Here is a 25,750-nt window from a genome sequence, read left to right as displayed (position 1 = left end):
GGGCCTTTGACATGGGACTCGAAGAAAAACTGCCGAGCGGCTTCCTGCTGACCACCGTCGAGCAGGCCGCGGGCTGGGTGCGCAAGTCGTCCGTCTTCCCCGCCACGTTCGGCCTCGCCTGCTGTGCCATCGAGATGATGACCACCGGCGCCGGCCGCTACGACCTGGCGCGCTTCGGCATGGAGGTCTTCCGCGGTTCGCCGAGGCAGGCGGACCTCATGATCGTGGCGGGCCGGGTCAGCCAGAAGATGGCGCCGGTGCTGCGGCAGGTCTACGACCAGATGCCGAACCCGAAATGGGTGATCTCCATGGGGGTCTGCGCCTCCTCGGGCGGCATGTTCAACAACTACGCGATCGTCCAGGGCGTCGACCACATCGTTCCGGTCGACATCTACCTCCCCGGCTGCCCGCCGCGGCCCGAGATGCTGATGGACGCCATCCTCAAGCTCCACCAGAAGATCCAGACCTCGAAGCTCGGCGTGAACGCCGAGGAGGCCGCCCGCGAGGCGGAGGAAGCGGCGCTCAAGGCCCTGCCCACCATCGAGATGAAGGGGCTGCTGCGGTGAGCGACGCGAACAACACCGCGGGTGACGCCGACGGGGTCAACCCCGAGAAGGAGCTGTCCGCGGAGAACCTCCCGGGCCAGCGCGGCCAGGGCGGCGAGGAGATCCGCGTCCAGCGCGGGATGTTCGGCGCCGACAACGGCGGCGACACCTCCGGCTACGGCGGCCTGGTCCGCTCCGTCCGGCTCCCCGGACCGGCGAGCAGGCCCTACGGCGGCTGGTTCGACGAGGTAGCCGACGAGCTGGAGGGCGCCCTGGAGGAGCAGGGGCTCCTGCCCGCCAACGCCATCGAGAAGACGGTCGTCGACCGCGGCGAACTGACCTTCCACATCGAGCGCGAGCACCTCGTCCGCGTCGCCCGCACCCTGCGCGACGACCCGGCCCTGCGCTTCGAACTGTGCACCGGCGTCAGCGGCGTCCACTACCCGAACGACAAGGGCCGCGAGCTGCACGCCGTCTACCACCTGCGCTCGATCACCCACAACAGGCTGATCCGGCTCGAGGTCAGCGCGCCCGACAGCGACCCGCACATCCCGTCGCTGTTCGCCGTCTACCCGACGAACGACTGGCACGAGCGCGAGACCTACGACTTCTTCGGCATCGTCTTCGACGGTCACCCGGCCCTGACGCGGATCATGATGCCGGACGACTGGCAGGGCTTCCCGCAGCGCAAGGACTACCCCCTCGGCGGCATCCCCGTCGAGTACAAGGGCGCCCAGATCCCGGCTCCGGACCAGCGGAGGTCGTACTCATGAGCACTTCCCACGCCTCCCCTCGCGAGACCACCGAAGGCACCGTCTACACGGTCACCGGCGGTGACTGGGACGAGGTCGTCCAGTCCGCGGCCCGCGCCGACGACGAGCGCATCGTCGTCAACATGGGCCCGCAGCACCCGTCCACCCACGGCGTGCTCCGCCTCATCCTGGAGATCGACGGCGAGACGGTCACCGAGGCCCGCTGCGGCATCGGCTACCTGCACACCGGCATCGAGAAGAACCTCGAGTACCGGACCTGGACGCAGGGCACCACGTTCGTGACGCGCATGGACTACCTGACGCCGTTCTTCAACGAGACGGCGTACTGCCTGGGCGTCGAGAAGCTCCTCGGCATCGAGGACCAGATCCCGGACCGGGCGTCGGTCATCCGGGTCCTGCTGATGGAGCTGAACCGCCTCTCGTCCCACCTGGTGTGCATCGCCACGGGCGGGATGGAGCTGGGCGCCACCACGATCATGATCTACGGCTTCCGCGATCGTGAACTGGTTCTCGACATCTTCGAGCTGATCACCGGCCTGCGGATGAACCACGCGTTCATCCGCCCGGGCGGACTCGCCCAGGACCTGCCGCCCGGCGCGGTGGACCAGATCCGCGAGTTCGTGAAGAAGATGAACAAGAACCTCCCCGAGTACGACAAACTCGCCACCGGGAACCCCATCTTCAAGGGCCGCATGCAGGACGTCGGCTACCTCGACCTGGCCGGCTGCATGGCCCTCGGCGCCACCGGCCCGGTCCTCAGGTCCACCGGCCTGCCGCACGACCTGCGCAAGAGCCAGCCCTACTGCGGCTACGAGACGTACGACTTCGACATCCCGACCGCCGACACCTGCGACTCCTACGGCCGCTTCCTGATCCGGCTGGAGGAGATGCGCCAGTCGCTGCGGATCGTCGAGCAGTGCCTGGACCGGCTCCAGCCCGGCCCGGTCATGGTCGCCGACAAGAAGATCGCCTGGCCCGCCCAGCTCGCCCTGGGCCCGGACGGACTCGGCAACTCCCTCGACCACATCAAGAAGATCATGGGCACCTCCATGGAGGCCCTGATCCACCACTTCAAGCTGGTCACCGAGGGCTTCCGCGTGCCGCCGGGACAGGCGTACACGGCGGTCGAGTCGCCCAAGGGCGAACTCGGGGTGCACGTCGTGTCCGACGGCGGCACCCGCCCCTTCCGGGTCCACTTCCGCGACCCGTCCTTCACCAACCTTCAGGCCATGGCGGCGATGTGCGAGGGCGGCCAGGTCGCCGACGTCATCGTCGCCGTGGCGTCCATCGACCCCGTGATGGGAGGCGTCGACCGGTGACCACCTCTTCTTCGGAGCGGGGCGTCAGCCTGGGCATGCCGGAACTGCCCGCGCCCGCCTACCCGGACGACGTCCGGGCCCGGCTGGAGACCGACGCGCGCGAGGTCATCGCCCGCTACCCGGACTCCCGGTCCGCCCTGCTGCCCCTGCTGCACCTCGTGCAGTCGCAGGAGGGACACGTCACGCGCACCGGGATGCGGTTCTGCGCGGACATGCTGGGCCTCACCACCGCCGAGGTCACCGCGGTGGCGACCTTCTACTCCATGTACCGGCGCCGGCCGAGCGGTGACTACCAGGTCGGCGTCTGCACCAACACGCTGTGCGCGGTGATGGGCGGCGACGCCCTCTTCGAGTCCCTCCAGGAGCACCTGGGCGTCGGCAACGGCGAGACCACCGAGGACGGCAAGGTCACCCTGGAGCACATCGAGTGCAACGCGGCCTGCGACTTCGCGCCGGTCGTGATGGTCAACTGGGAGTTCTTCGACAACCAGACCCCGGCGAGCGTCAGGCGCCTCGTCGACGACCTGCGCGCGGGACGGCCGGTGACGCCCACGCGCGGTGCGCCGCTGTGCACCTTCAAGGAGACCGCCCGGATCCTGGCGGGCTTCCCCGACGAGCGGGACGGCGCCGTCGCGGCCGGCGGCAGCGCGGGTCCCGCCTCCCTGGCCGGCCTGAAGCTGGCCAAGGGCGAGGCGTCCGCCGCGCGCGTGGTGCACCCGCGGGACGGCGGACCGCACGACGCACCGCAGGACCGGGCCGCGCACGACCCGTCCCCGACGGAACACCTGAGCTCGCACGACGCGCCGCAGGACACATCGGCATCCGACCCTTCCCACCCGGCAGGGCCTACCGCCGAGGAGGGGGAGTGATGACTGTGGCAGCCGAGATCAAGGGCAGCAGCCCGGAGAAACTGCTCGCACCCGTGCTGTCGGCCTTCTGGGACGAGGACGAGTCCTGGACTCTCGACGTCTACCGGAGGCACGAGGGGTACGAGGGGCTCCGCAAGGCGCTGGCGATGTCGCCGGACGACCTGATCGCGTACGTCAAGGACTCGGGTCTGCGCGGACGCGGCGGCGCGGGGTTCCCGACGGGGATGAAGTGGCAGTTCATTCCCCAGGGGGATGGCAAGCCTCACTATCTAGTTGTCAACGCCGACGAGTCGGAGCCGGGGACCTGCAAGGACATCCCGCTCCTCTTCGCGAACCCGCACAGCCTCATCGAGGGCATCGTCATCGCGTGTTACGCCATCAGGTCTTCGCATGCCTTCATCTATCTGCGTGGTGAAGTCGTGCCAGTGCTGCGGCGGCTGCACGAGGCCGTGCGCGAGGCCTACGCGGCCGGCTTCCTCGGCGAGAACATCCTGGGCAGCGGACTCGACCTCACCCTCACCGTGCACGCGGGCGCGGGCGCGTACATCTGCGGTGAGGAGACCGCGCTGCTCGACTCGCTCGAAGGCCGCCGGGGTCAACCGCGGCTCCGTCCCCCCTTCCCTGCTGTGGCCGGCCTCTATGCCTGCCCGACTGTGGTGAATAACGTCGAGTCGATCGCGTCGGTTCCCGCGATCCTGAACCGGGGCAAGGACTGGTTCAGGTCGATGGGCAGCGAGAAGTCCCCGGGCTTCACGCTCTACTCCCTCAGCGGCCACGTCGCGAGCCCCGGCCAGTACGAGGCGCCGCTCGGCATCACGCTGCGCCAGCTCCTCGACATGAGCGGCGGCATGCGCCCCGGTCACCGGCTGAAGTTCTGGACACCGGGCGGCTCCTCGACGCCGATGTTCACCGACGAGCACCTCGACGTCCCCCTCGACTACGAAGGAGTGGGCGCCGCGGGTTCCATGCTGGGCACCAAGGCGCTCCAGTGCTTCGACGAGACGACCTGCGTCGTACGGGCCGTCACCCGCTGGACCGAGTTCTACGCCCACGAGTCCTGCGGCAAGTGCACTCCCTGCCGCGAAGGCACGTACTGGCTGGTCCAGTTGCTGCGCGACATCGAGGCCGGCAAGGGACAGATGGCCGACCTCGACAAGCTGAACGACATCGCCGACAACATCAACGGCAAGTCCTTCTGCGCCCTCGGTGACGGCGCCGCCTCGCCGATCTTCTCCTCGCTCAAGTACTTCCGCGAGGAGTACGAGCAGCACATCACGGGCCGCGGCTGCCCCTTCGACCCGGCCAGGTCGACGGCCTGGGCCGACCGCACGGAGGTGAACGCATGACTGTGACCACCAACGCTCCCTCGGGCGGGGGGCAGGCGGCCCTCCCGCCGGAGGACCTCGTCTCGCTGACGATCGACGGCGTCGAGATCAGCGTGCCCAAGGGCACCCTGGTCATCCGGGCCGCCGAGCAGCTCGGCATCGAGATCCCCCGGTTCTGCGACCACCCCCTCCTCGACCCGGCCGGCGCCTGCCGCCAGTGCATCGTCGAGGTCGAGGGCCAGCGCAAGCCCATGGCGTCCTGCACCATCACCTGCACCGACGGGATGGTGGTGAAGACCCACCTCACCTCACCCGTCGCCGAGAAGGCGCAGCACGGCGTGATGGAGCTGCTCCTCATCAACCACCCCCTGGACTGCCCGGTCTGCGACAAGGGCGGCGAGTGCCCCCTGCAGAACCAGGCCATGTCGCACGGCCAGGCCGAGTCCCGCTTCGAAGGGAAGAAGCGGACCTACGAGAAGCCCGTGCCGATCTCCACCCAGGTGCTGCTCGACCGCGAGCGGTGCGTGCTGTGCGCCCGCTGCACCCGGTTCTCCAACCAGGTAGCGGGCGACCCGATGATCGAGCTGATCGAGCGGGGCGCGCTCCAGCAGGTCGGTACCGGTGAGGGCGACCCCTTCGAGTCGTACTTCTCCGGCAACACCATCCAGATCTGCCCGGTCGGCGCGCTCACCTCGGCGGCGTACCGGTTCCGCTCCCGCCCCTTCGACCTGATCTCCTCGCCGTCCGTGTGCGAGCACTGCTCCGGCGGCTGCGCCACCCGCACCGACCACCGGCGCGGCAAGGTCATGCGGCGCCTGGCGGCCGACGACCCCGAGGTCAACGAGGAGTGGATCTGCGACAAGGGCCGCTTCGGCTTCCGGTACGCGCAGCAGCGGGACCGGCTGACGACGCCCCTGGTGCGCAACGCGGAGGGCGACCTGGAACCGGCCTCCTGGCCGGAGGCCCTGCAGATCGCCGCGCAGGGGCTGCTGGCCTCGCGGGGCCGGACCGGTGTCCTGACCGGCGGCCGGCTCACCGTCGAGGACGCCTACGCGTACAGCAAGTTCGCGCGCGTGGCGCTCGACACCAACGACATCGACTTCCGCGCGCGCGTGCACAGCCCCGAGGAGGCCGACTTCCTGGCCGCCCGGATCGCCGGACGCGGCAAGGACCTCGACGGTACGGGCGTCACGTACACCGCGCTGGAGAAGGCGCCCGCCGTCCTGCTGGTCGGCTTCGAGGCCGAGGAGGAGGCCCCCGGCGTCTTCCTGCGGCTGCGCAAGGCCTGGCGCAAGCACGGACAGAAGGTCTACTCCCTCGCCACGCACGCCACGCGGGGTCTGGAGAAGGCCGGCGGCACGCTGCTGCCCGCCGCGCCCGGTACCGAGACCGAGTGGCTGGACGCCCTCGCGAGCGGCGCCGGCCTGGAGGACGACGGCGCCCTGGCCGCCGAGGCGCTGCGCGCCGAGGGGGCCGTGATCGTCGTCGGCGAGCGGCTGGCTTCGGTGGCCGGCGGACTCACCTCCGCCGTGCGGACCGCCGCCGCGACCGGCGCCCGCCTGGTGTGGATCCCGCGCCGAGCCGGGGAGCGCGGCGCGATCGAGGCGGGTGCGCTGCCGTCGCTGCTGCCGGGCGGACGCCCGGCGACCGACCCGCGCGCGCGGGAGGAGGTCGCCGCGGTCTGGGGGGTGGCCGACCTGCCGCACCGCTACGGCCGCGACACCGGCGAGATCGTCGAGGCCGCGGCCCGGGGCGAGCTCCAGGCGCTGCTGGTGGCGGGCGTGGAGGTCGCCGACCTGCCCGATCCGGCACGCGCGCGTGCCGCACTCGCCGAGGCCGGGTTCGTGGTGTCGCTGGAGCTGCGGCCCAGCGAGGTCACCGCACTGGCCGACGTCGTCCTGCCGGTCGCCGCGGTCGCCGAGAAGGCGGGCGCCTTCCTCAACTGGGAGGGCAGGGTGCGCTTCTTCGAGGCGGCGCTCAAGCCCGACCAGATGACCCGCCGCGTCGCCCCCGCCGACGCCCGCGTCCTGCAGATGCTGGCCGACGCAATGGACGTGCACCTGGGCCTGCCCGATCTGCGCACCACCCGCGCGGAGATCGACCGGCTCGGCGCGTGGGGCGGGCCGCGGGCCGGCGACCCGCTGCACACCGCGGGCGCGCTGCCCCGGCCGGCCGCCGGTGAGGCCGTACTGGCCGGACACCGGCTGCTGCTCGACCAGGGCCTCCTCCAGCAGGGCGACGAGGCGCTCGCCGGCACCCGGCACGCCGCACGCGCGCGCGTGTCGGCCGCCACGGCCGCCGAGGCGGGCGTCAAGGACGGCGACGTACTGGCCGTGACCGGTCCCGCCGGCGTCGTCGCGCTGCCCCTCCAGGTCACCGAGATGCCCGACCGGGTGGTCTGGCTCCCGCTGAACTCGGCCGGCACCGGCGTCGCCTCCGACGCCGGGGTGCTGCCCGGAACCCTCGTCCGCATCGGCCCGGCGACGCCCGCCGGTGAGGCCCCCAAGGAGGTGGAGGCATGAGCCCGTACCTCGCCGCTGAAGACCTCTCGATGTTCGGCACCGACCCCTGGTGGCTGGTGGTCGTCAAGGCGGTGTTCTGCTTCGCCTTCCTGATGGTGACCGTGCTGTTCTCCATCGTGTGGGAGCGCAAGGTCGTCGCCTGGATGCAACTGCGCATCGGACCGAACCGGCACGGCCCCTGGGGCATGCTCCAGTCGCTCGCCGACGGCATCAAGCTGATGCTCAAGGAAGACCTCGTCGTCAAGCGCGCCGACAAGGCGGTGTACGTCCTCGCGCCGATCGTCGCGGCCATCCCGGCCTTCATGGCGATCGCGGTGATCCCCTTCGGGCCCGCCGGCAACGAGGTCTCGATCTTCGGGCACCGCACCGCCATGCAGCTCACCGACCTGCCGATCGCCATGCTGTTCATCCTGGCGGTCGCCTCGGTCGGCATCTACGGCATCGTGCTGGCGGGCTGGAGCTCGGGATCGACGTACCCGCTGCTCGGCGGTCTGCGCTCGTGCGCGCAGATGATCTCCTACGAGATCGCGATGGGCGCCGCCTTCGCCTCGGTCTTCCTCTACTCGGGGTCGATGTCGACGTCGGAGATCGTCGCCCAGCAGACCGACCGCTGGTACATCCTGCTGCTGCCGGTCTCCTTCATCCTCTACATCGTCACGATGGTCGGCGAGACCAACCGCGCCCCCTTCGACATGCCGGAGTCCGAGGGCGACCTGGTGGGCGGCTTCAACACCGAGTACTCGTCGATCAAGTTCGCGATGTTCATGCTCGCCGAATACGTGAACATGGTGACGGTCTCGGCGGTCGCCACCACCCTCTTCCTCGGCGGCTGGCGGGCTCCCTGGCCGGTCAGCACCTTCTGGGAGGGCGCCAACCACGGCTGGTGGCCGCTGCTCTGGTTCGTGGTGAAGGTCCAGTTGCTGCTGTTCTTCTTCATCTGGCTGCGCGGCACGCTCCCGCGCGTCCGCTACGACCAGCTGATGAAGCTCGGCTGGAAGGTCCTCATCCCGGTCTCCCTGGTCTGGCTGATGCTCGTGGCGACCGTGCGGGCCCTCAGGAACGAGAACTACGAGTTCACCGACATCGCCCTCTACATCGGCGGCGGCGTCCTGGTCCTGCTGGTGCTGTCGTTCGTCGTGGACATGTACCGCGACAAGGGCAAGCAGGCCGAGGCCCCCGCCGAGGAACCGGCCGGCTTCGACCCGATGGCCGGCGGGTTCCCCGTACCGCCGCTGCCCGGGCAGGAGTTGCCGCCGGTGCCCAGGCGCCGTCCGCGCCGGGAGCGGGAGCTGATTGTCAGTGGCGGGCCCGATACTCACAGTGACGGACCGCTGGGCGGATCTACGGATGGAAAGGAGGCGTCCGATGGCTGAGGAACCCAAGGAGACCCACCCCGGTTTCCAGAACCCCGTGGCCGGCTTCGGCGTGACCTTCAAGGCCATGTTCAAGAAGCGGCTGACCGAGCAGTACCCGGAGCAGCAGAAGACCACCGCTCCGCGCTTCCACGGACGGCACCAGCTCAACCGCCATCCGGACGGCTTGGAGAAGTGCGTCGGCTGCGAGTTGTGCGCCTGGGCGTGTCCCGCCGACGCCATCTACGTGGAGGGCGCGGACAACACCGACGAGGAGCGCTACTCGCCCGGCGAGCGGTACGGCCGCGTCTACCAGATCAACTACGCCCGCTGCATCCTGTGCGGCCTGTGCATCGAGGCGTGCCCCACGCGCGCGCTGACGATGACCAACGAGTTCGAGCTGGCCGACTCCAGCCGCGCCAACCTCATCTTCACCAAGGAGCAGCTGCTCGCCGGCCTGGAGGAGGGCATGGTCGACTCGCCCCACGCCATCTACCCGGGCACGGACGAGCAGGACTACTACCGGGGCCTGGTCACGGAGGCCGCGCCCGGCACCGTCCAGCAGGTCGCCCACTCCAAGGGGGAAGTCGTCCAGGAGGGCGACTCGACCTTCGGCGGGACGGAACCGGCCTCGGAGGAGGTGATCCGCCGATGACCGGGCAGCTCGCCGCCGCGGCGACTCTCTCCGCCGGCACCTCCACCGGGGAGGCCGTCCAGTTCTGGATCCTCGGCACCGTCGCGGTGATCGGCGCCCTGTGCACCGTCTTCATGAAGAAGGCCGTGCACAGCGCGCTCTGCCTCGCCGGGACCATGATCGTCCTGGCGGTGTTCTACCTCGCCAACGGCGCCTACTTCCTCGGCATCGTGCAGATCGTCGTCTACACCGGCGCGGTCATGATGCTCTTCCTCTTCGTGGTGATGCTCGTGGGTGTCACCGCGGCGGACTCCCTGAAGGAGACCATCAAGGGCCAGCGCTGGCTGGCCCTGCTGTCCGGGCTCGGCTTCGGCATCCTGCTGGTCGCCGGCATCGGCAACGCCTCCGTCTCGGAGTTCACCGGCCTCGCCCAGGCGAACGCGAACGGCAACGTGGAGGGCATCGCCTCCCTCATCTTCACGAAGTACGTCTTCGCCTTCGAGATCACCGGCGCGCTGCTCATCACGGCCGCCGTCGGCGCCATGGTGCTCACCCACCGAGAGCGCACCGAACGCGCCGCGACGCAACGGGAGCTGTCCGAGAAGCGCGTCCGCGAGGGCAAGCAGCTGCCGCCGCTGCCCGCGCCCGGCGTCTACGCCCGGCACAACGCGGTCGACATCGCGGGCCTGCTGCCCGACGGCACCCCCTCCGAGCTGACGGTCAGCAAGACACTCCGTGAGCGCGGCCAGATCCGCGACGTGTCGATGGAGGCGCTCAACGACCTCAAGGCCCTGGAGCAGCGCGCCGAGGAACGCCTGGAGCGCAAGGCGGTCGAACCGGCCAACTTCAAGCGGTCCGAGGAGGCGTCCAAGTGAACCCCGTCAACTATCTGTATCTCGCGGCCCTGTTGTTCACGATCGGCGCCACCGGTGTGCTGATCCGGCGCAACGCGATCGTGGTGTTCATGTGCGTCGAGCTGATGCTCAACGCCTGCAACCTCGCGTTCGTCGCCTTCTCCCGCATGCACGGCAACCTCGACGGCCAGATCATCGCCTTCTTCACGATGGTCGTCGCCGCCGCGGAGGTCGTGGTCGGGCTCGCGATCATCGTGTCCCTGTTCCGTTCCCGCCACTCGGCCTCGGTCGACGACGCCAGCCTGATGAAGCTGTGAGGGGTCGCTGAATCGTGGAGAATCTGATTGCGCTGCTGGTGGCGGCGCCTCTGCTCGGAGCGGCGGTCCTGCTGTGCGGCGGACGCCGGCTGGACGCCGTCGGTCACTGGATCGGCACGGTGCTGGCCGCCGCGTCCTTCGTGATCGGCGCCGTCCTCTTCGCCGACATGCTCGGCGCCGGCGCCGAGGACCGCACCCTGACGCAGCACCTGTTCAGCTGGATCCCGGTGGAGGGCTTCCAGGCCGACATCGCCTTCCGGCTCGACCAGCTGTCGATGACGTTCGTCCTGCTGATCACCGGTGTCGGCTCGCTCATCCACCTGTACTCGATCGGGTACATGGAGCACGACGAGCGCCGTCGCCGCTTCTTCGGCTACCTGAACCTGTTCCTCGCGGCGATGCTGATCCTCGTCCTCGCCGACAACTACCTGCTGCTGTACGTCGGCTGGGAAGGCGTCGGTCTCGCCTCCTACCTGCTGATCGGCTTCTGGCAGCACAAGCCCAGCGCCGCCACCGCCGCCAAGAAGGCCTTCCTGGTCAACCGCGTCGGCGACATGGGCCTGTCCATCGCGATCATGCTGATGTTCCTGTGGTTCGGCACCTTCGCCTTCGGGCCGGTGCTCGGCGGCCACGGGGAGGCGGGACTCGCGGGCTCGGCCGACGAGGGCAAGCTCACCGCGATCGCCCTGATGCTGCTCCTGGCCGCCTGCGGCAAGTCCGCCCAGGTGCCGCTGCAGTCCTGGCTCGGGGACGCGATGGAGGGCCCGACCCCGGTCTCCGCGCTCATCCACGCCGCGACCATGGTGACGGCGGGCGTGTACCTGATCGTCCGTTCCGGCGCCATCTTCAACGGCGCGCCCGACGCGCAGCTGGTGGTCGCCATCGTCGGCGCGGTCACGCTGCTGTTCGGTGCGATCGTCGGTTGCGCCAAGGACGACATCAAGAAGGCGCTGGCCGGCTCGACGATGTCGCAGATCGGCTACATGGTGCTGGCGGCCGGTCTCGGCCCCATCGGCTACGTCTTCGCGATCATGCACCTGGTGACGCACGGCTTCTTCAAGGCCGGGCTGTTCCTCGGCGCCGGCTCCGTCATGCACGGCATGAACGACGAGGTCGACATGCGCCGCTACGGCGGGCTGCGCAAGTACATGCCGGTCACCTTCATCACCTTCGGCCTCGGCTACCTCGCCATCATCGGCTTCCCGGGCCTGTCCGGCTTCTTCTCCAAAGACAAGATCATCGAGTCGGCGTTCGCCAAGGGCGGCACCGAGGGCTGGATCCTCGGCGGCGTGGCCCTGCTGGGCGCGGCCATCACGGCGTACTACATGACGCGCGTGATGCTGATGACCTTCTTCGGCGAGGAGCGCTGGCGGAACGCGCCGACGCCGTCTCCGGCGAAGCCCGACGTGGAGCCCGCCGCCGACACGCGCGGCGAGTACACACCCCCGCACCCGCACGAGTCCCCGAAGAGCATGACGATCCCGATGATCGTGCTGGCCGTCGGCTCGGTGTTCGGCGGCGCGTTCTTCAGCATCGGTGACCGCTTCGTGCACTGGCTGGAGCCCATCACCGGGCACGACCACGGCCACGCGCCGATCAGCGCCCTGACGGTCACGGTCTCCACGGTCGCCGTGATGGTCATCGGCGTGGCGGCCGCCTGGGCGCAGTACGGCCGCCGCCCCGTCCCGGCCGTCGCCCCGCGCGGGTCGCTGCTCACCCGGGCCGCCCGGCGCGACCTGCTCCAGGACGACTTCAACCACGTCGTCCTGGTCCGCGGCGGCGAGCACCTCACGCGCTCCCTGGTCTACGTCGACCACACCCTGGTCGACGGAGTCGTCAACGGCACGGCGGCCTCGGTCGGCGGCCTGTCCGGGCGGATGCGCAAGCTGCAGAACGGCTTCGCGCGCTCGTACGCGGTCTCGATGTTCGGCGGCGCGGCGGTCCTCGTCGCCGCGACCCTGCTGATGAGGGCGGTCTGATACCGATGTCCTTTCCCCTGCTGACACTCACGGCGGCCCTCCCGGCCGTCGGGGCGATCGCCACGGCGGCCGTGCCGGCCACGAAACGCACCGCGGCCAAGTGGCTGGCGCTGCTGGTGTCGCTGGCCACGCTCGCGCTGGCGATCGCGGTCCTGGTCCGCTTCGACCCCGACGGCGACCGCTACCAGCTCACCGAGTCCCACTCCTGGATCGCGGACTTCGGCGTCCGGTACGAACTGGGCGTGGATGGCATCGCGGTGGCGCTGATCGCGCTGACCGCCCTGCTGATCCCGTTCATCATCCTCGCGGGCTGGCACGACGCCGACCCGCTGGAGACCGGCAGCAGCCGGTGGCGGCCGACACAGGGCTTCTTCGCCCTGATCCTGCTGGTCGAGGCGATGGTGATCATCTCCTTCGAGGCCACCGACGTCTTCCTCTTCTACATCTTCTTCGAAGCCATGCTCATCCCGATGTACTTCCTCATCGGCGGCTTCGGGGACCGGGCGCACGAACACGGCGAGAAGACGGCGGCGACGCAACGGTCGTACGCCGCCGTGAAGTTCCTCCTCTACAACCTGGCCGGCGGTCTGATCATGCTGGCCGCGGTGATCGGGCTCTACGTGGTCGCCGGGAACTTCTCCCTCACCGAGATCGCCGAGGCCCGGGCGAGCGGCGAGCTGACCATGGCGACCAGCACGGAACGCTGGCTGTTCCTCGGCTTCTTCCTCGCCTTCGCGGTGAAGGCGCCGCTGTGGCCGCTGCACACCTGGCTGCCCAACGCCATGCAGGAGTCGACCGCGCCGGTCGCCGTGCTCATCACGGCGGTCGTCGACAAGGTCGGCACCTTCGCGATGCTCCGCTTCTGCCTCCAGCTCTTCCCGGAGGCGAGCAAGTGGGCGACGCCGGTGATCCTCGTACTGGCGCTGGTCAGCATCATCTACGGGGCGCTGCTCGCCGTCGGCCAGCGCGACATCAAGCGGCTGATCGCCTACGCGTCGATCTCGCACTTCGGCTTCATCATCATGGGCATCTTCGCGATGACCAGCCAGGGCCAGTCCGGCGCGACGCTCTACATGGTCAACCACGGCATCTCGACCGCCGTCCTGATGCTGATCGCCGGTTTCCTGATCTCGCGGCGCGGCTCGCGGCTCATCGCCGACTACGGCGGAGTGCAGAAGGTCGCCCCGGTGCTCGCCGGCACCTTCCTGATCGGTGGCCTCGCGACCCTCTCCCTGCCGGGGCTCGCGCCCTTCGTCAGTGAGTTCCTGGTCCTGGTCGGCACCTTCACGCGGTACCCGGTGATCGGCATCATCGCCACCTTCGGCATCGTGCTCGCCGCGCTGTACACCCTCGTCCTCTACCAGCGGACGATGACGGGTCCGGTGAAGCCGGAGGTGTCCGCGATGCCCGACCTGCGGGTGCGGGAGCTGGTGGTCGTGGCGCCGCTGGTGGCGCTGCTGATCTTCCTGGGCGTCTACCCGAAGCCCGTCACGGACATCGTCAACCCGGCGGTGGAGCAGACCATGTCCGACGTCCAGAAGAAGGACCCCCAGCCTGAGGTGGAGGCGGCCAAGTGAGCGCAACAGCCGTCCACAGCCTGTGGACAACGGCGGCGGTCGATCCGATCGCGAAGATCGACGCGCCGAAGATCGAGTACGGGCAGCTGTCGCCCACCCTCATCGTCATCGGCGCGGCGATCGTCGGCATCCTGATCGAGGCCTTCGTACCGCGCAGGTCCCGCTACTACGTGCAGATGTTCGTGTCGGCCGTGGCGCTCGTCGCCGCGTTCGCCGCCGTCGTCGCGCTCGCGGCCGGCGGATACGGCACGACCAAGGCGGGCATCGCGGCGATGGGCGCCATCGCCGTCGACGGACCGGCCCTCTTCCTCCAGGGCACCATCCTGCTGGCGGCGCTGGTCGGTCTGTTCACCTTCGCCGAGCGGCGCCTCGATCCGGAGGCCCACGGCAACCGCGTCGACTCCTTCGTCGCGCAGGCCGCGTCCGTGCCGGGCAGCGAGAGCGAGCAGAAGGCGGTGAAGGCCGGGTTCGCCACCACGGAGGTGTTCCCGCTGCTGCTCTTCGCGGTCGCCGGCATGCTGGTCTTCCCGGCGGCCAACGACCTGCTGACGCTCTTCGTGGCCCTGGAGGTCTTCTCCCTCCCGCTGTACCTGCTGTGCGCGCTGGCCCGCCGCAAGCGGCTGATGTCGCAGGAGGCGGCGGTCAAGTACTTCCTGCTCGGCGCGTTCGCCTCCGCGTTCACCCTGTTCGGCATCGCCCTGCTCTACGGCTACGCGGGCTCCATGTCGTACGGCACGATCGCGCAGGTCGTCGACGGCACCGTCCAGAACGTCACCCCGGCGCTCGCCGACACCATGGGCAACGACGCGCTGCTGCTCGTCGGCGGCGCGCTGATCGTCATGGGCCTGCTGTTCAAGGTGGGCGCGGTGCCGTTCCACATGTGGACGCCGGACGTGTACCAGGGCGCGCCGACACCGGTGACCGGCTTCATGGCGGCGGCGACCAAGGTGGCCGCCTTCGGCGCCCTGCTCCGCATCCTCTACGTCGTCCTGCCCGGCCTGCGCTGGGACTGGCGGCCGGTGATGTGGGCCGTGGCGATCGTCACCATGCTGGCCGGCGCGATCGTCGCGATCACGCAGACCGACATCAAGCGGCTGCTGGCGTACTCGTCGATCGCGCACGCGGGCTTCATCCTCGCCGGTGTCATCGCGACCACGCCGGACGGCATCTCGTCCGTCCTCTTCTACCTGGCCGCGTACTCCTTCGTGACGATCGGCGCCTTCGCGGTCGTCACGCTGGTGCGCGACGCGGGCGGTGAGGCGACGCATCTGTCGAAGTGGGCGGGGCTGGGACGCAGGTCGCCGATGGTGGCGGCCGTGTTCGCGGTGTTCCTGCTCGCCTTCGCGGGCATTCCGCTCACCTCCGGGTTCTCCGGCAAGTTCGCCGTGTTCAAGGCGGCGGCGGAGGGCGGTGCGGCCCCGCTGGTCGTGGTCGGTGTGATCTCGTCGGCGATCGCGGCGTTCTTCTACATCCGCGTGATCGTCCTGATGTTCTTCAGCGAGCCGCGCCCCGAGGGCCCGACCGTCGCGGTGCCGTCACCGCTGACGATGACGGCGATCGGCGTGGGCGTGGCGGTCACGGTGGTGCTCGGCGTGGCGCCGCAGTACTTCCTGGACCTGGCGGGTCAGGCGGGGGTGTTCGTGCGCTGACGCGGCGCTCGCGCATGCCGGTACGGCGGCGGCCCGGCACCCTTCGGGGGGTGCCGGGCCGCCGTCGCGTGCGCGGGGTCACTCGCCGCTGCGACGGGCCTTGATGCCGGTCAGGTCCAGATCCACCGGGAACGGCGCGCTCACTTTCATGCGCTCACGGAAGATGCCGACGCCGACGTAGGTGCCGGTCGTGGGCTCCAGCTCGAAGGCGTGGACTACGGCGAGGCCCTTCTCGTTCTCCACCCGCCAGTAGTGGTTGATGCCCGCCCGGGCGTACTTCAGGGGCTTGGTCTCACGGTCGCGGGAGATGGACTCGGCCGAGACGACCTCGATGGCTAGCGTGACCGCCTCGGCGGGGTAGCGGGTCTGCTCCGGGTCGTCGACCACGTCGCCGTGCACGACGATGACGTCCGGTTCGGGCCGGTTCTGCCGATCGATGTCGATGGTGAACTCGCGGATGACCTCGAACTCCGCCGGGGCGAGGGACTGGAGCTGCCATTCGAAGAAGCTCACAGCGCGTGAGTGGAAAAGGGTCTGCGGACTCACGAATACGAGGCTCCCGTCGATCAGCTCCGTGTGCGGAGGCAGGTTCGGAAGCCGGTCCAGGTCGTCCGCTGTCCAGCCGCCCTCCGGCGGGATCGGCCAGTCAGGTGTGGACGCCCTCGGTGCGACGCTCATCAGTGCTCCCATGGGACGGAGTCTCGCGGGCGCAATCAGACTATCCGCCGGAAACGGGCGGGTCTCCCGCGAACGTGTGAACGACTGTCGTGTCCTTGACGCGGGTGACGGCCGTTACGGCGGGCGGGCCTGTGGATAACTCCGGGGCTGTCGGCGCGGACCCCTATCGTTGAGGCAGTGGTCGGGACAGGGCGGACCAGACGGGCCGGAAGGGCCGGAGAACCGGACGGGACGAGATGGCTCGGACGGGCAAGGCAGGACGTACGGGGGACCAGGCGATGGGCGGGACGGGCGTGATCGGCGAGATGGCAGAAGCGGCGCAGGTGCGGGACGTGGACAGCGAGGCGCTGGCCACGCTGCACCGGGTCTTCGGGTACGAGGCGTTCCGGGGTGAGCAGGGAGCGGTCGTCGATCATGTGATCGCCGGGGGCGACGCCGTCGTGCTCATGCCGACCGGCGGCGGCAAGTCGCTGTGCTACCAGATCCCGTCCCTGGTCCGGCCCGGGACGGGCATCGTGGTGTCGCCGCTGATCGCGCTGATGCAGGACCAGGTGGACGCCCTGCGCGCGCTGGGTGTGCGGGCCGGGTTCATGAACTCCACGCAGGACTTCGACGAGCGGCGCGTGGTCGAGGCCGAGTTCCTCGCCGGCGAACTGGACCTGCTGTACCTGGCACCCGAGCGGCTGCGGCTGGAGGGCACCCTCGACCTGCTCTCCCGGGGCAAGATCTCCCTCTTCGCGATCGACGAGGCGCACTGCGTCTCCCAGTGGGGCCACGACTTCCGGCCCGACTACCTCGCCCTCTCCCTGCTCGGCGAGCGCTGGCCCGACGTGCCCCGGCTCGCGCTCACGGCGACGGCCACGCACGCGACGCACCGCGAGATCACCGAGCGGCTGAACATGCCGGCGGCCCGGCACTTCGTCGCCAGCTTCGACCGGCCCAACATCCAGTACCGGGTCGTGCCGAAGTCCGACCCCAGGAAGCAGCTGCTGGGCTTCCTGCGCGAGGAGCACCCCGGCGACGCGGGCATCGTGTACTGCCTCTCGCGCAACTCCGTCGACAAGACCGCCGAGTTCCTGTCCCGCAACGGCATCGAGGCGGTCCCGTACCACGCGGGTCTGGACGCGGGCACCCGCGCGGCGCACCAGTCGAGGTTCCTGCGGGAGGAGGGCCTGGTGGTCGTGGCGACCATCGCCTTCGGCATGGGCATCGACAAGCCGGACGTGCGGTTCGTCGCCCACCTGGACCTGCCGAAGTCGGTCGAGGGCTACTACCAGGAGACCGGTCGCGCGGGACGGGACGGACTGCCCTCGACGGCCTGGATGGCCTACGGGCTCAACGACGTCGTGCAGCAGCGCAAGCTGATCCAGTCCGGCGAGGGCGACGAGGCGTTCCGCCGCCGGGCCCAGTCCCACCTGGACGCGATGCTCGCCCTGTGCGAGACCGTCCAGTGCCGCCGCGGCCAGCTCCTCGCCTACTTCGGGCAGGACCCGGACCCGGCGGGCTGTGGCAACTGCGACACCTGTCTCACCCCGCCGGAGACCTGGGACGGCACCGTGGCGGCGCAGAAGGTGCTGTCCACGGTGGTGCGGCTGAAGCGGGAGCGCGGGCAGAAGTTCGGCGCGGGGCAGATCATCGACATCCTGCTGGGCAAGCGCACCGCCAAGGTGATCCAGTTCGACCACGACCAGCTCTCCGTCTTCGGCATCGGTGAGGAGCTGACCGAGGGCGAGTGGCGGGGTGTCACCCGGCAGCTGCTGGCCCAGGGACTGCTCGCGGTCGAGGGCGAGTACGGCACGCTGGTGCTGACCGAGGCCAGCGGGGAGGTGCTGCGGCGGGAGCGTGAGGTGCCGTTGCGCAAGGAGCCCGAGAAGCCGGTCACGGCACGGGCGGCGGGCGGCGGACGCGGGGACCGCAAGGCCAGGTCCGCCGCGGCGGAGCTGCCCGAGGCACTGGTTCCCGCCTTCGAGGCGCTGCGCGCCTGGCGTGCGGAGCAGGCGCGGGAGCAGGGCGTCCCGGCGTACGTCATCTTCCACGACGCCACGCTCCGGGAGATCGCCACCGCCTGGCCCACGTCGATCGGGCAGCTCGGCGGCATCAGCGGCGTCGGCGAGAAGAAGCTCGCGACGTACGGGGAGGGTGTGCTCGAAGTGCTGGCAGGACTGGCCGCCGCCGCACCCTCTTCCTCCGCCACATCCTCCGACGCCACCGCCACCGCCACCGCCACATCCTCCGACGCCTCCGACCCCGGTGCGGACGACTGGCCCGAGGCGGAGCCCGAGCCGGAGCCCGACGACTGGATATAGGCGCCCGGTGCTCCGCCGGTTCCGCCCGCTCGCTACGCCAGCGCCGTCAGGCCCGGGGCGAAGGTGATCAGCAGGGGGATGAGGGGCACCAGGGCGGCCGTGGCCGTGGTCAGGGCCCGGTGGCGGGGGAGCAGGCGGGGCGGGGGTTCGAGGAGACGGTCGACCCGTTCACCGAGGAGGCGGTGGCTGGAGGCGCAGGAGAGCACGCCCCGGTGCTGGTTCAGCTCGATGAGGGCCAGCGCGGTGGTCAGGTGGCCGCAGCGGCGGGAGGCGGTGTCGTCGGCGGCGAGTTCGACGAGGCGGTGGGTCTGGTCGCAGAAGTGGGCGAAGAGCGGGACCCGCGGGAAGCCGGTGGCCAGGGCGGTGGACAGGTGCAGCAGCCAGTCGTGGCGGGCACGCGCGTGGCCGCGCTCGTGGGTGAGGACGGCGTCGAGCTGGTGGTCGGTGAGGCGTTGCAGGGCGCCCGTGGTCACGATCAGCTGGGGCGGGCTGCCGGGCATCCACCAGGCGTCCGGGTACTCCTCCTCCAGGACCAGCAGGGGACCTCGTGCGGCCGGGAGCCCGGCGGGCAGGTCGGGGGCGCGCTCGCGCAGGTGGGCGCGTGACTGGGCGCGGCGGCGCCGGGCCTCGACCAGTTCGCGGGCGAGCATGGCCGTCGTCCAGGCGGCGCCGCCTGCCAGCAGCAGGGTGAGGGCGGCGGCCCAGGGCGGGCCCGCGGAGAGGTTGTAGGCCGCGGTCACCGCGGGCGGCGCCGGCGCGAAGAGCTGGGCGCGGACGGTGCCGAAGACGGCGGCGGCGCCCAGCACGAGGGCCGTCAGGCAGCACAGCAGCACGGTGGCGACCAGGCACTGCCACACCCACAGGGCGACCACCGGATCCCGTTCGGGCCACGCGGACCGGGTCAGCGCGCGCGGCACCGGTACCGCGGCGGTCACGGCGACGGCGAACAGCAGGAGCAGGCAGACGGTCATGCCACGGGCTCCGGATCCTGGTCGGAAGGGCGGCTCTGGCTGTGGTGCGGTCGTGACGGGCGGCGCCGGGGGCCGCGGCGGGCCCCGGGGCGCGACGTTCTGCCCGTCGCACCGGGTGGACATGCCGTGCCCACCGCCCGACGCCAGTATGACGGTGCCGGGCGGTGCGAGTCAGGACCCGGCGGGCAACGGATCCGGACGTACGGGCGTGGCGGTCGTCACGCTCCGGAGGGCGCCCCGAGGATCCGGCCGGTCACCTCGCCCAGTCCCACGCGGGTGCCGCCCGGCCCCGGCGCCCAGGCCGACAGGGTCACGACGTCCCCGTCCTCGAGGAACGTCCGTTTGCCGTCGGGGAGTTCCAGCGGGTCACGGCCGTTCCAGGTCAGCTCCAGCAGGGACCCGCGTTCCCGCTCGGCGGGGCCGCTCACCGTGCCGGATCCGTACAGGTCGCCGGTGCGCAGGGAGGCGCCGTTGACCGTCATGTGGGCCAGTTGCTGGGCGGCCGTCCAGTACATGGTGGAGAAGGGCGGCTCGGAGACGACGTGGCCGTTGATCGCGACGGAGATGCGCAGGTCGTAGCCTCCGGGTTCGTCCCGTTCCCCGGTCGTGTCGTCGAGGTAGGGCAGCAGGTCGTGGGTGCGCTCCGGCGGTGCCACCCGCGCCTCCTCCAGGGCGTCCAGCGGCGTGATCCAGGCCGACACCGAGGTGGCGAAGGACTTGCCGAGGAACGGGCCGAGGGGGACGTACTCCCAGGCCTGGACGTCCCGTGCGGACCAGTCGTTGAGCAGGCAGAGCCCGAAGACGTGCTCGCGGAAGTCGCCGAGCGCCACCGGGCGGCCCAAGACGGACGGCACGCCCACCACGAAACCGACCTCGGCCTCGATGTCGAGGCGCGTGGACGGGCCGAAGACGGGGGCGGCGTCGGTGGGGGCCTTGCGCTGACCGGACGGCCGCAGGACGTCGGTGCCGGACACGACGACCGTGCCGGAGCGCCCGTGGTAACCGATCGGGAGGTGCTTCCAGTTGGGGGTGAGGGAGTCGGCGGCGTCGGGGCGGAAGATCTGGCCGACGTTGCGGGCGTGGTTCTCGGAGGCGTAGAAGTCGACGTAGTCCGCGACCTCGAAGGGCAGGTGCAGGGTCACCGAGTCGAGGGGGTGGAAGAGGGGCTCCAGCACCTCGCGGTGGGAGGGGACCGTCACCCAGGCCGTCAGGGCGCGCCGGACGTCGGACCAGGCGGTGCGGCCGGCCGCCAGCAGCGGGTTCAGGGTGGGCCGCGCGAGGAGCGAGGCGTACGGCGATCCGAGCGCGTGGGCCGCGGCGCCGGCGTCGAGGACGTGGTCGCCGAGCCGGACGCCCACCGTCCGCTCCTGCGTGCCGGGGACCGAGAACACGCCGTACGGAAGGTTGTGCGGGCCGAAGGGGTCGCCCTCGGGGACATCGAAGGGGGGCATCGGGTGCTGCCTCGCTTTCGTGCTCGCCATGTGCGCCGTGCGCGCCGGGTGCGTGGGATGCGTCGGGTGCGCCACGCGGTTCGTGGTCGGGCCACACGTTACGGGTGACCCACGGGTCTTGGGCAGTGCGTGGTGAGGTGGCGGTGCGTGGCGGGGGGAGAGGGCTCGGGCGGGCTGACGTGCGCGGAGAGGTCCGGCGCGCCGGTGCGGGAGGGGGCGCGGGTGACCGGTGGGGCGGCACCTCGACCGTCCGCGGACCGCCTGTGGACCGCCTGTGGCCCGCCGCGGAAACCCGTCCGCCACCCGCCCGCGTACGCCCGCGTGAACGGCCGGCATCGTGGCGCTCCGCTTCCGCTTGACTGCGGGAAGTTGTCCACAGGCCGGGACGCAATCTTGACGGAGCGGTGCGAACGGGGCGACTCTGGGCGGGTGCCGGAAGGCCTCGGGGAGGGGGCCTTCGACGGCGCACAGGGGGAGCGGATGGCCATTGGGGAGGCCGGTCCGGGTTCGGTGCGGGATGGTTCGCAGCCGAGAAGGCGGCTGGAAGAGACCATGCGCGGCCGACTCGGCCGGGAATGCGTGTATGTACCGTCGTGCCGTCTCGGGTTGTACGCGGCACTGCGCCACTGGTGCGCGCCGGGCGGCAGGGTGCTGATGTCGCCGGTCAACGACGACGTCATCTTCTTCGTCGTGCTCGCGGCCGGGCTGCGGCCGGTCCAGGCGCCGCTCGACCCGTCGGACGCGTCCATCGACATCGATGCCGTGCCCGAGGAGACGTGGGGGTCGCTCGCCGCCGTACTGACGACGAACCTGTACGGGAATCCGGACCCGGCGCCCGCGCTGCGCGCCCGCTGCGACGCGGCGGGCATCCCGCTCTTCGAGGACGCGGCGCACGCCATCGGCAGCGAGACGGGCGGGCGGCCGGTCGGCGCCTGGGGCGACGCCTCCGTTTTCAGCCTGTCCAAGCACGTCGGCGCCAAGGCCGGAGGGATCCTCGCGGTCGCGGACCCGGGGCTGCGCGAGACGCTGGCGAGGGCCTGCGACGACCTGCTGCTGCCGTACCGCGCCCGGGCCGAACTGGCCTACGCGGTACGGCCGTACGCGGAGGCCGCCGTCCGGGGACTGCGGTTGCGGCGGGCCGCCTGGGCCGGGATGCGGCTGCTGGGGCTGATGGAGCGGGAGGAGATCCGGATGCCGCTGCGTCCCCGGGAGCTGGCCCGCGCGTCCGCCTCGGCCGCCGGATCCGATGCCCGGGGATCCCTGGCCGCGCACGATCCGTGGGTGCGTGTCGACATGCACGACTACCGGCTGCGGGCCGGCCGGTACCGGCTCGGGCGCATCGGGCGCGGGCTCGACCGGCTGGACGACGTGCTCGCCGACTGCCGTGCGGGCACGGAGCTGCTGCTGTCGACGCCCTGGGCGACACCGGCCGGGTGGGAGGGCGCGAGGGGCCGGTCACCGGGCGCGGCGCAGCCCTTGTTCCGCGTGCCGCTGCTCGTGGCGGACCGGGACGCGGCGGTGCGGGCGCTGGCCCGGCGCGGCATCGTCGTCGGCTACCTCTACGACCCGCCGCTGGACGACTACGCGGGCGCCGCCTTCACCGATCCGTCGCCGTCGCCCGAGGGGGCGCGCTGGTTCGCGCGGCACGCGCTGCCCGTGGACCCGCTGCGGGCCCGGGAGGCCGTCGCGGCGCTGGAGGAGTCCCGGGTACGGCCGGCCGAGGCACCGGAAGGGCTGGTTCCCGCCGGTGGCTGAGGCCCGGGTGCACGAGACCGCCGCGGCACCCGCGGGCGGCGGCTCGACGCTGCCCGAGAGCGGGCACGGTGGTGACTCGCTCTTCAAGAACGCCTACTTCCTGATGCTCAGCACCGGCGTCTCCGCGGTGCTCGGCCTGGGCTTCTGGCTCGTGTCCGCCCGCTACTACTCGGAGGAGGCCGTCGGGCAGGGCTCCGCCGCGATCGCCGCCATGCGGCTGCTCGCCAGCATCACGGCGACCACGATGATCGGCGCCGTGGTCCGTTTCGTGCCGCGCGCCGGCCGCGCGACCGGACCGCTGGTGTGGCGGGCGTACGCGGCCAGTTCGGTCGTCGTCGCGGTGGCCGCCGTCGTCTTCCTGCTCACCCTCGACCTGTGGGGTGCGTCGTACGCCCCGCTGGGCACCGCCGAGGCGGGTGCGCTGTTCGTCGCGGCGTGCGTGGCCTGGGCGCTGCTCACCCTCCAGGACGGTGTGCTGACCGGGCTGCGCAAGGCGGAGTGGGTGCCGGCCGGCAACGCGGTGTTCTCGGTCGGGAAGCTGATCCTGCTGGCGCTGTTCGCCACGACGCTGCCGGTGCTCGGCATCTTCGTGTCCTGGGCCGTGGCCATCGCCTTCTCCACCCTGCCGCTCGGCTGGCTGATCTTCCGCAGACTCATCCCGCGCCAGGCCGCCGCCGACCACGACGTGGAGCCGCCGGGGGCCCGCGAGATGGGGCGGTTCCTGGCCGGGGACTCGCTGGGCGCGGTGTTCAGCCTGGCGATGATCAACCTGCTTCCGGTGATGGTCGCGGTCAATTTCAGCGCCGCCGAGAACGGCTATTTCTACGTGGCGTACACCGTCGGCGGCACGATGGAGTTCATGGCCATCAACATGGCCTCCTCCCTCACCGCGCACGCCTCGCACGACCCGCGCCGCCTCGCCGACGGCGTCCGGGGAGCGCTGCGCCGCATGACGCTGCTGCTGGTGCCGGTCGTCCTCTTCCTGGTCGTCTTCGCCCCGCAGATCCTCGCGCCATTCGACGAGGACTACGCCGAGCACGGTTCCACGGTGCTGCGGCTGCTGGCGATCGGGGCGCTGCCGAGGATCGTGGTCGAGCTGTACATCGGCGTGCTGCGGGTCCAGGGGCGCACCGGCATGCTCGCCGCCGTGCAGGGTGCCATGTGCGTCCTCGTGCTGGGCAGCGCGGCGGTGCTGTTCACGCCGGCCGGGATCGCGGGCGCCGGCTGGGCGGTGCTGGGCGGCATGACGGTGGTCGCCGTCGGCTGCGTACCCGGCCTGCGCGCCACCCTGCGGGGCGTCGACGGGGCCGGGCGTTCCGGTGGGGCCGGTGGGTTCAGCGGCCCCGGCGGCACCGACGGCACCGACGGCACCGGAGTGCGGGGCGACCGTGAGCCGGACGGTCCCGGCGGCTCCTACGGCACCCGCTGGGCCCGGTTGAACGCCACCGCCGGGTACGGCACGAGCTGGGCGCGGCGGGCGGCGTACGCGCACGGGCGGTCCGACGAGGCGGCGCGGGAGGACACCGTCGCCCTGTTCATAGGGCGTCCGGGGTACGAGCGGGAGGCCCTGGAGGCGGACACGCTCGCGGTGATCCGGCGCCCCCGGCACCCGGATGCCGAGCCCGCGTCCGTGCCCGGGGGTGAGCCCGAGCGCGCGTCAGGGTCCGCCCTCGATCCCGCGCCCGCTCCTGAACCCGCCTCCGCGCCCGAACCCGCCTCCGCTCCTGAACCCGCCTCCGCGCCCGAACCCGCCTCCGCTCCTGAACCCGCCTCCGCGCCCGAACCCGCCTCCGCCGCCGCGTCCGGGGCCGAGGCGGCGGCCCGAAGCGCGTCCGGTGCCGCCCGGCGATCCGGAACCGGTGACGCGGACGACGCGCGCTCCGGCCCCGGTTCCGGCGTCGCACCCGGCACGGGCGCCGGCACCAGCGTCGGCTCCGGCCCCCTCGCCGCACCCGACCGCGAGGCCCTCGGCGGCGGCGACGGCGGCGGGGGTGGCGACGATGACGGTCCGATCCCGGAGCGGCGTCTCAGACCCGTTCTGTGGCTGTCGCTCGGCGTCGCGACCGTCGTCTTCCTGGTGGCGTTGCGCGACATGCCGTGGCTGGGCGGCGCGTCCGAGGCCGGCGTCGAACTCACCGGGCGGGAACTGCTGCGGGAGCTGCCCCTGCCGGCGCTGGTCGCCGGGGCGTTGCTGCTCGTGGTGTTCGTGGCGGCCGTGACCTTGTGCGTCTCGCCCGACCCGTGGCTGCCCGGCACCGCCCTGGGTGCCGCCGTACTCGCCCTGTACGCCGCGCCCCTCGCCCTCGGCCGGGAACCGGAGGCGGTCGGTGGGTCGTTGTATGCCGAGACGGCCGGATTTCTCGCGGACGCGGTGGGGCTCGACGGGCCCGGCCCACTGCTGCGCTGGGCGCCGCTCGTCCTGCAAGTGGCGTGTCTCGTACCGCTGTGGCTGGTGCTCGCGAGGGCGGGTGGCGGTCTGCCGTGGCAGGGGCGCTGGGGGGTCGTGTACCTCGCCGCGGTGGGGGGCTGGGTCTGGCGTCAGGAACTCGCGCCCCTCGTGCCGCCCCTCCTCCTGCTCCTCGTCGTCGTCCTGCTCCTGTCGCTCCGCCGCCGCCCGGCCCCGGTGGCGGACGGCCTACCGGAGGTGGCGGAGTCCCCGCACGGCACCAGACCGAACGACAAGTCCAGGGACTGATCAAGCACAGAGCCGATTCGCCAGGGGGGAACCGTCGTGCGTCCGCCAACAAGTCCGCGGGAGAGATCCGCACCAGAGCCCGTGCCCGGGCAGGAATCGCCGGACGCGTCGAACCGGGACGCGCCCGCGCCCTCGGACGCGCCGGAAGCCGGGGAACCCGCGCATGAGCCCTCCCCCCG

The 25,750-nt window shown here is 71.4% G+C and carries 19 protein-coding genes; 16 read left to right on the top strand and 3 right to left on the bottom strand.

Going from position 1 to position 25,750, the window contains the following annotated elements:
• The first annotated feature begins 11 nt into the window (after nucleotides 1-11).
• Genes ACFIF2_RS24065 through nuoN form a run of 13 tightly spaced genes read left to right on the top strand, consistent with a single transcriptional unit; the run spans nucleotide 12 to nucleotide 15,715 of the window.
• On the top strand, nucleotides 12-566 hold the full coding sequence (locus ACFIF2_RS24065) for an NADH-quinone oxidoreductase subunit B family protein (protein WP_010041554.1): 555 nt from the start codon (nucleotides 12-14) through the stop codon (nucleotides 564-566).
• Nucleotides 563-1,318 carry an NADH-quinone oxidoreductase subunit C gene (locus ACFIF2_RS24060; RefSeq protein WP_395575301.1) on the top strand — a complete coding sequence of 252 codons (756 nt, stop codon included), beginning with the start codon at nucleotides 563-565 and terminating at the stop codon, nucleotides 1,316-1,318. The genes ACFIF2_RS24065 and ACFIF2_RS24060 overlap by 4 nt, the downstream gene beginning before the upstream one ends.
• Nucleotides 1,315-2,637, top strand: a complete 1,323-nt coding sequence (locus ACFIF2_RS24055; RefSeq protein WP_395575300.1) for an NADH-quinone oxidoreductase subunit D — start codon at nucleotides 1,315-1,317, stop codon at nucleotides 2,635-2,637. The genes ACFIF2_RS24060 and ACFIF2_RS24055 overlap by 4 nt, the downstream gene beginning before the upstream one ends.
• Complete coding sequence (gene nuoE / locus ACFIF2_RS24050; RefSeq protein WP_395575299.1) at nucleotides 2,634-3,506, top strand: NADH-quinone oxidoreductase subunit NuoE; 873 nt, start codon at nucleotides 2,634-2,636, stop codon at nucleotides 3,504-3,506. The genes ACFIF2_RS24055 and nuoE overlap by 4 nt, the downstream gene beginning before the upstream one ends.
• Nucleotides 3,503-4,852, top strand: coding sequence for an NADH-quinone oxidoreductase subunit NuoF (gene nuoF / locus ACFIF2_RS24045; protein ID WP_395575298.1), 1,350 nt, complete (start codon nucleotides 3,503-3,505; stop codon nucleotides 4,850-4,852). Before nuoE ends, nuoF begins: the two co-directional genes overlap by 4 nt.
• Nucleotides 4,849-7,353, top strand: a complete 2,505-nt coding sequence (locus ACFIF2_RS24040; protein ID WP_395575297.1) for an NADH-quinone oxidoreductase subunit G — start codon at nucleotides 4,849-4,851, stop codon at nucleotides 7,351-7,353. Before nuoF ends, ACFIF2_RS24040 begins: the two co-directional genes overlap by 4 nt.
• Nucleotides 7,350-8,726: an NADH-quinone oxidoreductase subunit NuoH gene (gene nuoH, locus ACFIF2_RS24035; protein WP_395575296.1), complete on the top strand. Its 1,377-nt coding sequence runs from the start codon at nucleotides 7,350-7,352 to the stop codon at nucleotides 8,724-8,726. The genes ACFIF2_RS24040 and nuoH overlap by 4 nt, the downstream gene beginning before the upstream one ends.
• The gene (gene nuoI / locus ACFIF2_RS24030) at nucleotides 8,719-9,360 is read left to right on the top strand and encodes an NADH-quinone oxidoreductase subunit NuoI (RefSeq protein WP_395575295.1); all 642 of its coding nucleotides are present in this window, start codon (nucleotides 8,719-8,721) and stop codon (nucleotides 9,358-9,360) included. The genes nuoH and nuoI overlap by 8 nt, the downstream gene beginning before the upstream one ends.
• The gene (locus ACFIF2_RS24025; RefSeq protein WP_395575294.1) at nucleotides 9,357-10,214 is read left to right on the top strand and encodes an NADH-quinone oxidoreductase subunit J; all 858 of its coding nucleotides are present in this window, start codon (nucleotides 9,357-9,359) and stop codon (nucleotides 10,212-10,214) included. Before nuoI ends, ACFIF2_RS24025 begins: the two co-directional genes overlap by 4 nt.
• Complete coding sequence (gene nuoK, locus ACFIF2_RS24020; RefSeq protein WP_004927567.1) at nucleotides 10,211-10,510, top strand: NADH-quinone oxidoreductase subunit NuoK; 300 nt, start codon at nucleotides 10,211-10,213, stop codon at nucleotides 10,508-10,510. Before ACFIF2_RS24025 ends, nuoK begins: the two co-directional genes overlap by 4 nt.
• A 14-nt stretch (nucleotides 10,511-10,524) precedes the next feature.
• Nucleotides 10,525-12,489, top strand: coding sequence for an NADH-quinone oxidoreductase subunit L (nuoL, locus tag ACFIF2_RS24015; protein WP_395575293.1), 1,965 nt, complete (start codon nucleotides 10,525-10,527; stop codon nucleotides 12,487-12,489).
• A 5-nt stretch (nucleotides 12,490-12,494) separates the two neighbouring features.
• Nucleotides 12,495-14,066 carry an NADH-quinone oxidoreductase subunit M gene (locus ACFIF2_RS24010; protein WP_395575292.1) on the top strand — a complete coding sequence of 524 codons (1,572 nt, stop codon included), beginning with the start codon at nucleotides 12,495-12,497 and terminating at the stop codon, nucleotides 14,064-14,066.
• Nucleotides 14,063-15,715 carry an NADH-quinone oxidoreductase subunit NuoN gene (nuoN, locus tag ACFIF2_RS24005; protein WP_395575291.1) on the top strand — a complete coding sequence of 551 codons (1,653 nt, stop codon included), beginning with the start codon at nucleotides 14,063-14,065 and terminating at the stop codon, nucleotides 15,713-15,715. Before ACFIF2_RS24010 ends, nuoN begins: the two co-directional genes overlap by 4 nt.
• Nucleotides 15,716-15,793: 78 nt before the next feature.
• Here nuoN and ACFIF2_RS24000 read toward each other — a convergent pair whose 3' ends face one another.
• Nucleotides 15,794-16,393, bottom strand: a complete 600-nt coding sequence (locus ACFIF2_RS24000; protein ID WP_395575290.1) for a Uma2 family endonuclease — start codon at nucleotides 16,391-16,393, stop codon at nucleotides 15,794-15,796.
• A 278-nt stretch (nucleotides 16,394-16,671) separates the two neighbouring features.
• Between ACFIF2_RS24000 and recQ the strand changes: the two genes are divergently transcribed.
• Complete coding sequence (gene recQ, locus ACFIF2_RS23995; RefSeq protein ID WP_395575289.1) at nucleotides 16,672-18,699, top strand: DNA helicase RecQ; 2,028 nt, start codon at nucleotides 16,672-16,674, stop codon at nucleotides 18,697-18,699.
• Nucleotides 18,700-18,731: 32 nt separating this feature from the next.
• On the opposite strand, the gene ACFIF2_RS23990 is transcribed toward recQ, so the two are convergent.
• Complete coding sequence (locus ACFIF2_RS23990; protein ID WP_395575288.1) at nucleotides 18,732-19,670, bottom strand: M56 family metallopeptidase; 939 nt, start codon at nucleotides 19,668-19,670, stop codon at nucleotides 18,732-18,734.
• A 218-nt stretch (nucleotides 19,671-19,888) separates the two neighbouring features.
• Nucleotides 19,889-21,121: a fumarylacetoacetase gene (gene fahA, locus ACFIF2_RS23985; RefSeq protein ID WP_395575287.1), complete on the bottom strand. Its 1,233-nt coding sequence runs from the start codon at nucleotides 21,119-21,121 to the stop codon at nucleotides 19,889-19,891.
• Between the two features lie 480 nt (nucleotides 21,122-21,601).
• Here fahA and ACFIF2_RS23980 point away from each other — a divergent pair, with 480 nt between their 5' ends.
• Entirely contained in the window at nucleotides 21,602-22,876 is a 1,275-nt protein-coding gene (locus ACFIF2_RS23980; protein ID WP_395575286.1) for a DegT/DnrJ/EryC1/StrS family aminotransferase, read from the top strand.
• Nucleotides 22,869-25,571: a lipopolysaccharide biosynthesis protein gene (locus tag ACFIF2_RS23975; RefSeq protein WP_395575285.1), complete on the top strand. Its 2,703-nt coding sequence runs from the start codon at nucleotides 22,869-22,871 to the stop codon at nucleotides 25,569-25,571. Before ACFIF2_RS23980 ends, ACFIF2_RS23975 begins: the two co-directional genes overlap by 8 nt.
• The last annotated feature ends 179 nt before the right edge of the window (nucleotides 25,572-25,750 follow it).

It is taken from the genome of Streptomyces sp. BK79, assembly GCF_044142145.1.
In the GTDB taxonomy this organism is placed as follows: Bacteria; Actinomycetota; Actinomycetes; order Streptomycetales; family Streptomycetaceae; genus Streptomyces.
This window is presented reverse-complemented; position numbering and strand designations above follow the sequence as displayed.

Coding starts and splice junctions, on each gene's coding strand:
- ACFIF2_RS24065 (WP_010041554.1), top strand. CDS start 12: ATGGGACTCGAAGAAAAACTGCCGAGCGGCTTCCTGCTGACCACCGTC.
- ACFIF2_RS24055 (WP_395575300.1), top strand. CDS start 1,315: ATGAGCACTTCCCACGCCTCCCCTCGCGAGACCACCGAAGGCACCGTC.
- ACFIF2_RS24040 (WP_395575297.1), top strand. CDS start 4,849: ATGACTGTGACCACCAACGCTCCCTCGGGCGGGGGGCAGGCGGCCCTC.
- nuoH (WP_395575296.1), top strand. CDS start 7,350: ATGAGCCCGTACCTCGCCGCTGAAGACCTCTCGATGTTCGGCACCGAC.
- nuoI (WP_395575295.1), top strand. CDS start 8,719: ATGGCTGAGGAACCCAAGGAGACCCACCCCGGTTTCCAGAACCCCGTG.
- ACFIF2_RS24025 (WP_395575294.1), top strand. CDS start 9,357: ATGACCGGGCAGCTCGCCGCCGCGGCGACTCTCTCCGCCGGCACCTCC.
- ACFIF2_RS24010 (WP_395575292.1), top strand. CDS start 12,495: ATGTCCTTTCCCCTGCTGACACTCACGGCGGCCCTCCCGGCCGTCGGG.
- ACFIF2_RS24000 (WP_395575290.1), bottom strand. CDS start 16,393: ATGAGCGTCGCACCGAGGGCGTCCACACCTGACTGGCCGATCCCGCCG.
- recQ (WP_395575289.1), top strand. CDS start 16,672: ATGGGCGGGACGGGCGTGATCGGCGAGATGGCAGAAGCGGCGCAGGTG.
- ACFIF2_RS23990 (WP_395575288.1), bottom strand. CDS start 19,670: ATGACCGTCTGCCTGCTCCTGCTGTTCGCCGTCGCCGTGACCGCCGCG.
- fahA (WP_395575287.1), bottom strand. CDS start 21,121: ATGCCCCCCTTCGATGTCCCCGAGGGCGACCCCTTCGGCCCGCACAAC.
- ACFIF2_RS23980 (WP_395575286.1), top strand. CDS start 21,602: ATGGCCATTGGGGAGGCCGGTCCGGGTTCGGTGCGGGATGGTTCGCAG.